Here is a 13,934-nt window from a genome sequence, read left to right as displayed (position 1 = left end):
ACCTGCATTCTGCCTATCTGTCAGTCCGCCCCCTTTGGCATACGCTTTGCTTTTTTGACGACGAAAATTTCGTCTAATCAAATTAAACAAAATAGCTATGCAAAAGGGAAAAATTGGTATTAGTACCGAGAACATCTTTCCGATTATTAAAAAATATCTCTATTCTGATCATGAGATCTTTTTGCGTGAGTTGATTTCCAATGCTGTGGATGCCACGCAGAAATTAAATACCCTGGCCCGTATTGGCGACTACAAAGGGGAAGTTGGTGATACGACCATTCGGGTTTCCATCGACGAAAAAAAGAAAACCATTACTATTTCTGACCGTGGCATTGGTATGACTGCCGATGAGATTGAGAAGTACATCAATCAGGTAGCGTTTTCGGGAGCCAACGAGTTTCTGGAAAAATATAAAAATGATGCCAATGCCATTATCGGGCACTTCGGTATGGGATTCTATTCTTCATTCATGGTGTCCAAGAAAGTGGAAATTCACACCCTTTCCTATAAAGACGATGCCAAGGCAGTGAAATGGGAATGTGACGGAAGTCCTGAATATACCCTCGAAGAGATCGACAAAAAGGAGCGGGGTACCGATATTGTGCTCTTTATTGACGATGAGAATCAACATTTTGTCAGCAAGGATGAGATCAATCGTTTGCTGAAGAAGTATTGTGGGTTCCTGCCTGTTCCTGTCGCTTTTGGTAAGCAAACCGAGTGGAAAGACGGAAAAGAAGTAGAGAAGGATGAGGAGAACGTCATCAACGATACCAATCCACTGTGGACACAATCGCCTTCAAATTTGAAGGATGAGGATTACAAAGAATTTTACCGGAAACTCTACCCGATGGCCGAGGATCCGTTGTTCAATATCCATCTGAATGTGGATTATCCTTTTAATCTGACCGGAATTCTCTATTTTCCCAAGATTAAAAACAATATAGAGATTCAGCGAAATAAGATTCAGCTTTATTGCAATCAGGTGTATGTAACGGATTCTGTTGAAGGTATTGTCCCTGAATTTCTCACTTTGTTGCACGGGGTAATTGATTCTCCGGATATTCCATTGAATGTATCGCGGTCCTACCTGCAGAGTGATTCCAATGTCAAGAAAATTTCCAGTCACATCACCAAAAAAGTTGCGGACAGACTGGATGAGATTTTTAAAACTGACCGTGCCTCTTTCGAAGCTAAGTGGGACGACCTGAAAGTGTTCATTGAGTACGGAATGCTGACCGATGAGAAATTTTACGATCGGGCTCAGAAATTTACTTTGTTGAAAAATACAGATGGTAAGTTCTTTACTTTCGATGAATACAAGAACATTATCAAAGACAGTCAGACCGACAAAGATAAGCAACTGGTTTATCTTTATGCCACCGATGCCGAAGGACAGTATTCTTTCATCGAAGCTGCCAAAAACAAAGGATATGATGTGTTGCTGATGGATGGTCAGCTGGATACGCATTTTATCAATCATCTGGAGCAGAAGTTTGAAGGGGCTCGTTTTGTGAGAGTGGACAGTGATGTGCCTGAAAAACTGATTCCTCAGGAAGAAGCCACCGAACTTAAATTGTCTGACGCCGAGAAAGACAACCTGACAACCATTTTCAGTTCTCAGATTCCCAATATGGACAAAGCCAATTTTGTGGTTTCATTCGAGGCGTTGTCGGCCGATGACAAGCCGGTGATGATTACTCAGCAGGAGTTTATGCGCCGTATGAAAGAAATGAGTCAGAATGGTGGCGGTCCAATGGCCTTCTATGGCGAAATGCCGGATAGCTATAATCTTGTGGTCAATGGCAACCATTCTTTGGTTCAGCGTATTGTGAAGGATTGTGAAGAGGAAGTTGGTGAAAGTGTTGGTTCAGTCCGTAAGAAAATGGATAGTCTGGAATCACGTAAAGCCGAATTGGAGAAAGCAAAAGCTGACAAGAAAGAGGAGGAAATCCCCCAGGCTGAGAAAGAAGAGCTGGAAGATGTGGAGAAGAAAATTACGGAACTCCGCGGTAAGAAAGATGAGTCGCTCAAAAGCTTTGCTTCCAAAAATAAGCTGGTTTCACAACTTATTGACCTGGCGTTGTTGTCCAATAACATGCTGAAAGGTGAAGCATTGAACCGTTTCGTGAAAAGAAGCATCGATTTGATTTAATATAATCATGACACCAGAATAGAAAAGGTTGCCGGTTTGCTGGCAACCTTTTTTTCTTCCCCTACCTGCACAATGTCATTGTTGATATTTCTCATATTTTTTATTTTTGAGATTATACAAAAAATATGACTATGAAGAGACTATTTTTAATCCCTTTGGCAGTAGGTGTTTTAGCTTCCTGCCAGAGCAAGGACTCTGAAGAGAGTGTGAATCCTTTTTTTGCAGAGTATGAGACGCCTTTTGAGGCACCTCCTTTCGATGAAATTGAGGAATCACATTATTTGCCGGCCTTTAAGGAAGGTATCAAACAGGCACAGGAAGAGGTGGAAACCATTGCTGTTAATCCTGAGGCACCAACTTTTGAGAATACAATCCTGGCACTCGACCAATCAGGTGAGTTGCTGACCAAAGTAAGTAGCGTGTTTTATCCCTTACGTTCTGCCGTGAGTAACGACAGTATACAATCTATTGCACGCGAAATCTCTCCATTAATGAGTCAGCACCGCGATGCAGTAATGATGAATATGGATCTTTTTGCCCGGGTAAAAGAGGTCTATGAAAATATGGATACGGCAGGATTAGATGACTCTCAAAAACGTGTTGTCACCAAGTATTATCAGGATTTTGTACGCAGTGGTGCCAACCTGAATCCTGAAGAACAAGAGCGGCTGAAGGCGATTAATACTGAGCTTTCTTCGCTTACCTTGAAGTTTGGAGAGCATTTGCTTGCTGAGACCAATGAAAACTTTGAATTGGTAATTGAAGATGAATCCAAACTGGCAGGATTGCCTGATGGCGTAAAAAGTGCTGCTGCTGATGCAGCCAATGCTGCCGGATACGAAGGAAAATGGCTGTTTAATGCTCAGAAACCAAGTTGGATTCCATTTCTGACTTATGGCGAAAACCGTGAATTACGCGAAGAGTTGTACCGTGGCTATTTTATGCGTGGCGATCGCAACGATGAGTATGACAATAAGGAGATCATTAAGCAAATTGTTGCATTGCGTGCTGAAAAAGCTGAGTTGCTAGGCTTTGATAATCATGCCGATTATGTGATCGACGTAAATATGGCCAAAGAACCGGATGCGGTTTATGATTTCCTTCATAAACTCTGGAATCCGGCATTGGAAAAATCTAAAGAGGAACTGGCTCAGATGCAAGCCATCGTTGATGCAGAAGGCGGGAACTTTGATATTGCTCCCTGGGATTGGTGGTATTATGCCGAAAAACTCAGAAAGCAAAAATATGACCTGGATGAATCGCAGATGCAGCCTTACTTCAAATTGGAGAATGTAAGAGATGGCATGTTTTGGGTGGCCAATCAGTTGTACGACATTACTTTCGAGAAGCGTTCAGATATTCCTGTTTACCACGAAGATGTAGAAGTTTTTGAGGTGAAAGAGAGTGATGGTTCGCATATTGGTTTGCTTTATCTTGATTACTTCCCACGCAAAAGTAAGCGGGTAGGAGCCTGGTGTACAGGATTTCGGGATGCCGGTTACGATCATAAAGCGGGTGAAGTGGTAGATCCTTTGGTTTCGATTGTTTGCAACTTTACCAAACCTACCGGTGATACCCCTTCATTGCTTACCTGGGACGAGGTAAACACCCTTTTTCATGAATTTGGACATGGCTTGCATGGTCTTTTTACTGAAGGAAAATATAGCCGTACTGCCGGTAATGTACCCCGCGACTTTGTTGAGTTACCCTCCCAGATTATGGAAAACTGGTGTGGAGAGCCTGAGGTGCTTCGCCATTACGCTAAGCATTATGAAACAGGTGAGGTATTGCCTGATGAATTGATTGAAAAATTGCAGAACAGCAGCCTGTTTAATCAGGGTTTTGCCAATGTGGAGTACCTGGCTGCTTCGTTGCTCGATATGGACTGGCATACGCTTACCACTGAAGATCAAGTGGATGATGTCAATGCTTTTGAAGAGGCTTCCATGAACGAAATAGGGCTGATTCCTGAAATACTGCCTCGTTATCGATCCACTTACTTTTCTCACATTTTCAGTGGCGGTTACTCTGCCGGTTACTACGTCTATAAATGGGCCGAAGTGTTGGATTCTGATGCATTTAATGCCTTTAAAGAATCCGGTGATTTGTTTAACAAAGAGCTGGCAGCCAAATTCCGCAAACACTGTCTGCAGGAAGTGGGAGAGGGCGAAGGCATGGTTCAGTATAAAAAGTTCCGTGGACAGGAGCCTTCTATCGAGCCGCTGTTGGAGAAACTGGGGTTTGAAGAGTAGAATTTCACTATTTTTTTTAGAAAGGGATTATTCCAGTTTGGGAGTAATCCCTTTTTTTGCTCAAAAGTCTGAGATGCAGGGTAAATTCAGTTTGTTGATTTCGAGGTTAATAAGGTACCTTTCAAGGTGGTGCAAAGAGAAATAATTCTGGTTTTTTTAATAATTCCACTTGACATTTAAAATAGTCCGCAATATTTTTGCTCAAGATTTTAATTACTAATCCCAAATAAAACTAACCCAAATGCAAAGGACACAATTCAAGCATCTGCTTTTCTCAGATTCTATCCAGTCATTTTTTCATTATTTAAATTGTTCCAAACAATTCACTCCTTCATAATCAATTGAATGGAATGAGTATTTCTGTGTTCAAGAATCACCGATATCACTGAATTCAGAACTGTTTATTCTTTTCGTTTGATTCCGGGAAGGAGGTATGCGCTCTTTTTTGGGGGAGAATTGATCCTTCTTGAATTTTGAATAAAGAAGTGTCGGAATCCGGATTCATTTATTGATTTTCAGGAAAGAACTAAGTTTACTTAGACAAAACTCTTTTAATCTGTTTTTAGGGCCTGGCAGGTTTTCATGAAAGAGGTTTAGCATAAAAATATTTAAGTTGTTGGGAGTTTGTATGGAGGGTATGGGGTTGATTTTCTTCCGCATCTACTCTTTATTCTTTTAAAATCAGGAGGAATACAGGCCGTGTTTTAAGTAAGTATTAGACGTCATTAAGAGAGGATGTTCCAATGTTTTTGTTGTCATCAAATCAACTCTCAGAAAGAAATTTGTAAAATACTATGTTAATAAAATATATCTTATATCCATTAATAGGAATTCTTTTGATTTTTGTTGGTGTCATAGTAGCCAAAAAGAATAATCTTTTAAAAAACAAGAGGTTAATCTTATTCTTTCTTCTTTGTTTGATATTGCTCTGTGTTCCCTCATTGTTAGGGCTGCTGGATTATGATTTTATGCCTTTTGGGTATATTTCATCAGCCTTAATCTATTTTATTTTTGGTTTGATTGCTCTACCTGTGGTTAAATGGGTGAAGAAATCCGAACCGGGATTTTTGTTTGAGATCATACTTCTGAGTCTTCTTTTGTTCGTTGGAATGATTGCCTATGGCTTCATGTTCAACATTTTTAATGAATTGGACTACGGCTTTTGGGCTTCTACTTCCTTAATATTATTTGTTCTGCCATCATTGTTTAAGAAAACATTTTTGTCATTTCTCGGCATTCCTGCAGAGATTCATAAGGTTTGGGATTACACCAAAAGTGAAAAGTTTGAGGGACATGATTACATCGATTATAATAAGCTGCAGGTCATTCAATTGGAACTTTTTAAAAAACAGAGTGATTCAGGCCCAATAACGATTAATGCAAAAGCTCCTGAAGATATTCCTTTTGGAATGTGGTTCAAGCAGGTTTTGATGGATTATAATTTGAAATCTCCCACTGAACCAATTGTTTATCAGACTGGGAACAGTGATGAGGGATGGATATTTTATGTCAAGGAATCATTCTTTAAATCAAGGAATTACATCGATTATGAGAAGACTTTCAAAGACAATAAGATAGGAGAAAAGTATAAAATCGTGGCCAAGAGGGTTGAATTGTTTAAAATTGATCAGCAATAACTTATGGAAAATACCCCTAATAATAAACTGGTAAACTGGCAGGATTGCATGAATGTGTCTGCACTGCATTTTCGACAGACAGAAGATTTCTTCCTGAATTATATAAGCAATGCTTTTAAGCTTAGTTTGTTGCCTGGTGTATATGGTTTCATACCGTCTTCCGGTTTCGATTTGGAGCAAATGATCAGGATTTCTGGCAAGGCTGATGATAGTATAAATATTGAAGTCTTATTCTGTAATGCGATTACTCCATCCGGTATTTTGTTGAAATATAATTCAGAAGCAGACGGATACAAATTGAATGCTGGTTTTAAAGGTGGCAAGGAAGAGAATAAATATCCCTCTAAAATACAGTTCTGGAATATCATTCTGACTGCCGAGCCGTTTAAGCGTTCCCCAGCAGGAGAACTTGACCCGATGGAGACTCCGCCTCGTCAGCCTGATGTTGATTTTTCGTATTCTCTTGCCATTGCTCCTTCCTTTGGTTCTGAAATGAAGATTAAAGGTCATTCGCTAATTATCGGACGGATCCGGAAGAGTTCTCAACATTATGAAATAGATCATAATTACATTCCTGCTTGCATTACAATGGGAGTAAATGAAGCACTGAAAAGTTATTACCATCAGTTTAGTGATTTATTGCATAGTCTCATTCGAAACTCTAAAACAATTCTGTCAAAGATTTACAATTCCGGCAGAGAGCAGGTTTTAGCTTATAATATTGGTCTTGTTTGTAAGGAAGTATTGCGTTTTAGTTCAGGTATTTATTTCGATTTTAAGAATAACGGGCTCAAAGAGGCCCCTCTTAAAACTGTAAATTACTTTTCATCCCTGGCACATACACTTTATGTCTCTCTAAGCTTCTTTAAAGAATCTGACAAAGAGGAGTTACTTAAATATTTCTATGAGTGGAGTGATGTTACTCCCGGGTCTTTTGAGGAGATCCTTACAGATATGGTTGATCTTGATTATGATCCTGAAAATCTTAGAACCGTAATGTTGCAGGTCGAAGTTTTCTTAAGAGTACTTAGCGAATTGTGGGGTAAACTCAGTCAATTGGAATTTATTGGCAAGCATAAAGAGAATATTGTTGTTTCGGAAAGAATACAAATGACTGGAAAAGAGTCTAAAACCGGTTATACTTTTCTTGATTAAATATTGTGATGACACCTAACCTGAAAAAAATAAAGTTATTGCAGAATATTAACAAGTCCGGAGCTGATTTTAAACCGGAAGTGATTGCTGCATTACTAATTGACCAGGGATTTCGTTTCGACCAGTTTATTTTCCTGCGCAAAGGGGGTGCTAAACGAGGCTTCTCAAAAGATATTAGTGAGGTTAATCTGAAGCAGCTGGGGGGTGGATTTAACGAAAAGTATGTTGAAATAGGTGTTAACAGACGTGGAATTTATGACGGGTTGCCTGAAGGAATTTTCCATAAAAACGCTCAACACAATCCTGGTAAGTCAAAACAGCAGGTCTTGCAGGAGTTTAACAAGCACCGTGAAGAGGAATTTTTTGCCAGGAGGTTTTTTTGCCTCTTTGAGGTTGAATGTGATCGCACATCTGTATTGACGCATCGACTGGAATTGTATTATGATAAGAAAAGTCATCGACGGAATTTTGTTGAAGTATTTTCCGAATATTGGCCGGTTTTGAGTGAGATTCCCCTGCACAAAGCTGTATTATTCCTAAAAATGGTTCCGTTCTTTTCATCGATTCGTAACAGCTTTCTGAAAATCGCTGATGTAATCTCTCTTATTACCGGTGTGGATATTGAGATAGGCATTGCCCGGAATCGGAAAAAACCACAGATTGCGATAAATACCGGGGGTCTAGGGAAGGTGCATTTGGGACAAAACTTTGTATTGAAAGGATATTGTGAAGAGGGGTTACAGGACATTGAAGTTTTGATTGGACCAGTTGATGCTGACAGTATGCAAAATTTCTTGCCTGGAGGTGTTGATTTAAAGATTATCAACTGTTTATCAGACAACCTGTTTTCGGCCAATAAGCATATTGATTTGAAATATAGAATGAGTCCTGAATCCAACAGATTTATTTTGGGGCGGAATGAAAGAAGGGTTAATAATAATTTCTTAGGTATCAACACTGTTATGGTTAATTAGTGCATGTAAGAAAACCCCAATTGCTGCGTTGGGATTGCTTTCAAAACAGTCATTTACGAAAAGTAAACTTCTGTTTTAAGTCATCGCCCGCCTTGCAATTGACGCTTTCTTATTAAGCACAACCAAAACCAGGGGTTTTCTTGCAGACACTAATTAGTCTGTCTATAAACTGAGCAAAATTTGTTTTTAGTCATGTTACTAGTTAGAAGGGGCCAATTGCTAGGTTTGTGAAGCCGCCAAAAATGGAGTTTACTAATCATAAATGAGAATTTTGGGGCAAGCGTAACAGCCTGGCCCGATCCTTCGGGGACAAAAGTGGTACTTTATGGACAGAAACTAATTCGAAAATATAAAATTGATGAGAGCACAAAATCACAAGGAGATCGTCGCTTCCTACCTGAAGTTTGCCGTTTTTCTGGTCGTGACTGTATTTATCTCTGTTTTGTCAATGTTCTTCTTTTTCAGAACTGCAGATGCAGAGTATAAAAATATTGCCTTGAAAACAAGAGAGTATGATGCCATCCGATCGGTTCAGTTGGAGGCTGTTACAAAAGTTGATTCATTGATTGATCAGCTCTCTTTAATGGGCAGAAATAAAAATCTTAATGAGGGTCTGTTACTGGATGTGGTGAGCCGAAAAAAATTAACGCTTCAAAGGTTTTTGGAAAACACTGATGATGAAAATGTCAGATTGCATTTGATGATGGTTTCCCAGCTTTCCGATTTTTTAAGAGTGAAGGACTCGGTTAGGAGTGTTTCAACACAACTAAGAATGGTTAAAGAGGATTTAATCAGATGTATTGAGTCAAACAAGAATGCAAGCTTGTACGATACTGAAAACCAATAGTTAAAAACAGCTGAACGCCATGGATGAAAATAAAAGAAAAGTGTCAGGAAATTATGTTAATCAAAGAGAGAAGCGCATTGCATTGGTTTATGTTTCAGTTTGTTTTATTGCGCTTTTTAGTATTACCTGTTTTTTCTTTCTCAAGAACAATAGCAGTTCGAGAGTATTCGGAAGAAAGGAAAAACTGGTTACCAGAATGGAAAGAATTGAAAGCTTTCGAGAACTGCAAACGATGGCAGCCCTTCAATGTGATACCTTATACAACGGTATAAAAAAGTTCAAACCGAATGTTTATGCCAGTTATGAGGAGAACGACATAAGGTATGAGTTAAACGATCTGAAGGGAATCTACTTAAAGAACAGTTGGGACAGAAGATATAAAATGTTTGAACAGATTTCCACTTTGTACGATATGTGGTTGACGGACAGGAAAGAACTTTGGTGTCAAAAAGAAAACTTAAGAGATTTTACCATCAATCTTCAGGATTGTGAAATGGGACTGCAGAAACACAAGAAAAATTAGTCAGATACTGTTTAAATTTTGTTTTTGGCAGATGTTTTTGAAGGATGAGAGTTCAATACTCGAAAACATCTTAAAGGATAAAACTTAAAACAGTTTCTTAATCGAAGTACCAATAAATGGAAAGGATGTAATGAGTCCCGATTTATCAGGATGAGTTCCATCCGACCTTAATTAATAAATTTTATACGGATGAAAAGAGCATGATATTTTTTAAATATAAATCACAAGAGAACATGTTTAAAAAATATTATGCGAGAGCGAAGCGGTTACATTCGTTCTCAAATTTTTAATTAGTTTTATATCAGATAATTACAAAATTTTAAACGAATGAAAAATACGCACAATACATTCGTGTTTTGGATTGTGTCCGGTGTAATAGCCACGGTGGTGCTGTTTATCTTTATTCTTCGGGTGTTTGCGCCCCAGAATATTATAGAAGCTGATGCATCAAAGACGATGGTGGATCAGGGGGAAGTCATTATATTTTCCGATAGTACCTATAATGCTCAGGAATGGTTGTGGGAATTCGGAGATGGGAATTCTTCTTCGAAGCAACAAGTGAGATATATGTTTCAGGATCCCGGTAGATATAAAGTTAGGCTGACTGTTAACAAAAAGATGGAAAATTATTTTTTTATCACGGTAAAACCCGGATTTCAGGAGAAGGAAAATCAAATGGTTTCCATTCATGCACCTCATGTTGCCTTTGAAGGTGAATTGATTTTGTTTGAAGGGATTGGAGATGCAGAACAATGGAGATGGGAATTTGGAAAAACCGGAATAGTTGATGCCCGCTCCAAAAGTGCTGTTTATTCCTATTCCGAACCGGGTGTTTATGAGGTGATGATTAACACTGAGAAAACTAAATATCCTGTCAGGCATCAGATAGAAATTCTGCCCAAATATCATGAAGACGACACCAACGATGTATTGGCCGGAATTTGTAGAGAAATCAAAGAGAAACTTCAAAATATTGTAGATGGTAAGTCCTTTAACATTAACTACAATTATATTCTTCATGAATATCTGGACAATAATCCGGATAAGATAGTTATTGTTAATAATGAGCGTTACAACGATTTTTATTCCTATTGCCAGGGATTGCGGATTGTTGGACGAAACAACAATACTATTATTGAAAAAGTTTCTGTGGAGTTATCAGATAAAGAAGAGAAGAAAATCAGTAAAATTTTTGTTTTTCAACTGGATAGTTAGCATTTAATTTCGGTTTAATCAATAAATTATGACCCAACCCAAACAAAATCATTATCATAAAGGAATTGCACTTTTAAAGATTCTCCGGAGAAATTGTCCTTTTTCAGGACAAGGAACAATTCGTCCCGGAATTTCATTATTGTTTCTTCTGCTTGCTATGGGATCTTGTGCTCCGGTGAACAGATTAACATGGATAAAGTCTTATCCCCGGCAATATTCGCACAATTTTTACGGAAGACATCAGGTGGAGCCCCAGAGTGGTAAGAGTAATGATCCCTGGGTTGTCTATTCAGCAAATTTGTCTAATCATACCGTGACCCGGCCACAAAAGTTGGAGAAAAAGGAAGATATTTCTTTGCTGGAACCTTTCTATGTTATCGGTCAAAGAGGTGAGTTTCTCAAGCTGATCAAATACAATCCCGAGATTGTCAGGGGTCGAAAACCGGATCGAAAAAAAGCGGAGTTTATGGGATGGATTCACCAATCCAAAATGATTCTCTCTTCATCTTCCTTTACGAATTCTTATTCTGGTTTTAAAAACAAGACGATTACTGCCATTACTGATACTTTTTCTCTTACCAATGCTTCTAAACTGATTCGGAATGATTCCGTGCTTTTATTTGCAAATCAAAATCTTAAGAAATCTGTGGGAGCCATCGGATTTCATGAGGTTGTTTATGTGATGCAAAAGTCTGTGGATCAAAAGAAAGTATTTGTTACCAATAAGCCGGAGATATCGGCTGATGAAATTGAGGAGATTACCGCCGGGTGGACAAGCGTTTCCCTCATTCAAAATGTGGGGGAGCGACTCTTTTGCATCCTGGATAGCCCAAGTGCTCAAAAAGAGCTTTTCGGGAATCGTCCCGGAGTCTCGACCTATCAACCGGTTTATGAGAAATCAAAGTTAGGAGACTATTTCGTGATTAAAACCGGATATCCTTGTCCGGTAATCGACCGATCAGATAATTTTATTTTAAATGTTAATGGTAATCCTGTTTATTATCCTGAATATAAAGAGATTGAGCGGAAACTGCACGATATCAATGTGATTTTTGTTTTCGAAGTCGCACATAACACAATGCAACAGTTTCCTTCCCTGGTAAATACTGTCCAAAATCTGCAGATGCTTTTTGCGAACGATACGACCGACTTTAAATACCGGTTTGGAGCGGTTATGGCAATGATAAAGGGAGATGATTTAAAGGTTGATAGCTATGGTCTGCTGGATGATTACACAGGGATATTCAATTTTGCCTCTGACAGATTATTGCTATTGAATGATTATTCTCCTATTACCAGTAGTAATGCATGGAGCGGTTTGAGAGAAGCGGTAAAAATGGCAGGTCAGGATCCGGAGGCTACCAATATCATTGTTCTTATAGGAGAAAACGGGCAATATTACAATCAGTCTTATGCTTCATTGATAAAACAACTGGGGGATAATAATTGCCGATTGTTTTGTAACCAAATTTATAGTGGTGGAGCAAACAGGTATAACAATTTTTCCCTGCAACTTACTGAAATTATTGAGAAGTATGCCGATCAGGTCTCTGACAATAAGAAAGAGCTTATTGTGGATGCCAGTCAATTTTGTCCTGAAAATCTTTTTACCGAAAGTCAGAAAAACTATTTCCGGCTCGATTACCCCGAGCAGAGTATGACTCAGGGAGCCATTGTCTTTCCTGAAAAAGAAAAAATGTTGTCGCTGGATATGTTTGCTGCTTCATTGGACTCTTTTATTTCTGAAGTTAAGTTTGATAATCAGACTCTAATCGATAGCTATAAGGATGCTTTCCGGGATTTGGGAAATAGCAAGAACCGGTGTGATCCAGATTTTCTCAAACGTTTTGATTTGACGTCACCTGACTTGTTTAAAGAAGAATTGGCACAAAACTTTAAGGCAGTTAATCCCATTTGGATTAAACCTCAGGAAATAAAAGTTTCTAAAGAAGATCTTGGTTTTGTTCTTTTACTGAATCAGCAGGAATATGACGATTTACAGGGCTTTTATGATGACCTGACGCGCTTCCGAGTGACCTCTCAATCACCCGCACGTCTTGAATCCGGAGCGGAAATGTTTTCACTGCCTGTGAATGATCAGGAATCTGCAAATGAATCCAATTCTCTTCCTGTTTATCATTCCAACGTAAAGGTTCGGGTCTATCTGAAAGAACTGCTTACACGAAGATTGTTGCATGGAAAAGTTAAATCTTCACTGGCACCGAATGTTCAGAATCTCAGTATCGGGTATGCGGTAGAGATGAGTACCGGCATGCCTGTACAGTGGGAATTTTTATATCAGGTCAGGATACGTGATTTAATGGATAAGAATGTGCTTTCTGATAAAAAACTGGATGAGATGATCAGCTATTTTGAGGACCAAAAAGATTTATATGAATCTTCCGATTTTGAACGCTTTGGTTCTCTTGGGCAAAATTATTACTGGGTCACGGAGGAGAGTATGTTGTGATATTAATGAGGCTTGCTGGCTTTTCAAAGGGCCAGTGCTTTTGCAAAATACATACTGTTTTCCGAAATCATTTGCGGCATAGCTTTGGAAGTGAATGGCTTGATCTGTATTGAGTTGAATACCAATATTATGTATGTTATTTGAAATACTTTGAAGTTTACTTTTTATCTCTGCGCAGAGATGTTTTTTTATTGTTTAATTATTTAAATTTTTACTTATGGCTTTTAGAGCAACTTTAAGTCTGGGAGGCAAAGAGTTTGATGTCCTGGACTGTAACTACAAACTGGAAAGAGATGTTGATGTTAAAGGACGTCCCGCGTCTAACATCTATGGTGGAAAAGTTCGCGTTCGTGTTGAATCTACTGATGACACCTCTATTCTTGAACAAATGGTAAACCAGTTCAAGCCGGTTTCTGGCAGCGTTATCTTCAAAAAAGGCGATGAAGAATCCAAAATGAAAGAATTGATGTGGGAAAATGGTTACATCACTTCTTTCGAAGAAGGTATCGACATTAGTGGAACTTCTCCTATGTCAACGACATTTGAAGTCTCTGCGCAGGTGTTGAAAATTGGTGGTGCTGAATTTGAGCAGAACTGGCCTCAGTAAAGATAGTACTGTGAAGAGGAAGGCAGCCGGAAACTTTTTCAGAATAAAGCTTGCGCGCTGAAACTGATTTAGCTTCCGGCACCTCCCTCGTTTTAATTTAAT

10 protein-coding genes are annotated in these 13,934 nt (G+C 38.8%); all 10 read left to right on the top strand.

What is annotated here, in order from left to right; genetic code table 11:
- Positions 1-97: 97 nt before the first annotated feature.
- The 10 genes from htpG (at position 98) to tssD (ending at position 13,832) form a co-directional block, all read left to right on the top strand.
- Positions 98-2,152 (top strand): molecular chaperone HtpG, encoded by a 2,055-nt coding sequence (gene htpG / locus BY457_RS07495; protein WP_106152720.1) that lies wholly within the window; start codon positions 98-100, stop codon positions 2,150-2,152.
- A 131-nt stretch (positions 2,153-2,283) separates the two neighbouring features.
- Positions 2,284-4,404: a M3 family metallopeptidase gene (locus BY457_RS07490; protein WP_106152719.1), complete on the top strand. Its 2,121-nt coding sequence runs from the start codon at positions 2,284-2,286 to the stop codon at positions 4,402-4,404.
- Positions 4,405-5,198: 794 nt separating this feature from the next.
- Entirely contained in the window at positions 5,199-6,041 is an 843-nt protein-coding gene (locus BY457_RS07485) for a TssN family type VI secretion system protein (protein WP_106152718.1), read from the top strand.
- A gap of 3 nt (positions 6,042-6,044) precedes the next feature.
- Positions 6,045-7,196: a type VI secretion system membrane-associated complex protein TssK gene (locus BY457_RS07480; RefSeq protein ID WP_106152717.1), complete on the top strand. Its 1,152-nt coding sequence runs from the start codon at positions 6,045-6,047 to the stop codon at positions 7,194-7,196.
- 38 nt (positions 7,197-7,234) lie between these two features.
- Positions 7,235-8,170, top strand: a complete 936-nt coding sequence (locus BY457_RS07475; protein ID WP_146130960.1) for a hypothetical protein — start codon at positions 7,235-7,237, stop codon at positions 8,168-8,170.
- A gap of 358 nt (positions 8,171-8,528) precedes the next feature.
- A complete protein-coding gene (gene tssO, locus BY457_RS07470) occupies positions 8,529-9,017 on the top strand; it encodes a type VI secretion system TssO (RefSeq protein WP_106152715.1) in 489 nt (162 codons plus the stop codon).
- A 19-nt stretch (positions 9,018-9,036) separates the two neighbouring features.
- Positions 9,037-9,540, top strand: a complete 504-nt coding sequence (locus BY457_RS07465; protein ID WP_106152714.1) for a type VI secretion system transmembrane protein TssO — start codon at positions 9,037-9,039, stop codon at positions 9,538-9,540.
- 327 nt (positions 9,541-9,867) lie between these two features.
- Positions 9,868-10,755 (top strand): PKD domain-containing protein, encoded by an 888-nt coding sequence (locus BY457_RS07460; RefSeq protein WP_106152713.1) that lies wholly within the window; start codon positions 9,868-9,870, stop codon positions 10,753-10,755.
- Positions 10,756-10,783: 28 nt separating this feature from the next.
- Positions 10,784-13,225, top strand: a complete 2,442-nt coding sequence (tssR, locus tag BY457_RS07455) for a type VI secretion system protein TssR domain-containing protein (protein WP_106152712.1) — start codon at positions 10,784-10,786, stop codon at positions 13,223-13,225.
- Positions 13,226-13,442: 217 nt separating this feature from the next.
- The gene (tssD, locus tag BY457_RS07450; protein ID WP_106152711.1) at positions 13,443-13,832 is read left to right on the top strand and encodes a type VI secretion system tube protein TssD; all 390 of its coding nucleotides are present in this window, start codon (positions 13,443-13,445) and stop codon (positions 13,830-13,832) included.
- Positions 13,833-13,934 lie beyond the last annotated feature (102 nt).

The organism is Marinilabilia salmonicolor, from assembly GCF_003003035.1.
In the GTDB taxonomy this organism is placed as follows: Bacteria; Bacteroidota; Bacteroidia; order Bacteroidales; family Marinilabiliaceae; genus Marinilabilia; species Marinilabilia salmonicolor_A.
Note: the sequence above shows the minus strand (reverse complement) of the source record. Positions and strands in the feature narration are given on the sequence as shown.